A 424-nucleotide genomic window follows, 5' to 3' on the forward strand; every position below is an offset into this window, starting at 1 on the left:
TTACAGCCAGCTTCGTCCTCACTGGTATAACAATGGGTTAACGCCCAATGAGTCAGAACGATTATTTTGGAAAAACGCTAAGCCAGTGACCAATTTTTGTTGACCACAACAGTTCGGCGGATCACGGCAGAAAATGGCCGCTATACTGCATCGCAGGTGCATCAAAGCGCATCGGCCAAGAAATCGCAAAAGTGCCTATCGGCGTTTTAAGTTAGCGGGGATGGGCGGAACGGGTAAAAGCGGTTCTTTAACACGCTGATAATCAAAGATAAAATCGCTTTAAACCGTATGACCGCACCGGAACCCTCCCTATGACCCGATAGGGCTGATGGGCGGGGTGAATCCTTACTCTTACGTACATAACCCTGCGAATTGGACCGATCCACTTGGGCTAGCAGGCGGGGTTGGAAATAAAGGGGAGCCT

At 49.8% G+C, this 424-nt stretch carries 1 protein-coding gene; it reads left to right on the forward strand.

The genetic code is table 11. The features are described from left to right. Positions 1–328: 328 nt before the first annotated feature. On the forward strand, positions 329–424 hold a 96-nt coding region (locus PSI23_RS22105), incomplete at its 3' end, for an RHS repeat-associated core domain-containing protein (RefSeq protein WP_273557058.1).

It is taken from the genome of Xenorhabdus yunnanensis (genome assembly GCF_028598805.1).
In the GTDB taxonomy this organism is placed as follows: domain Bacteria; phylum Pseudomonadota; class Gammaproteobacteria; order Enterobacterales; family Enterobacteriaceae; genus Xenorhabdus; species Xenorhabdus yunnanensis.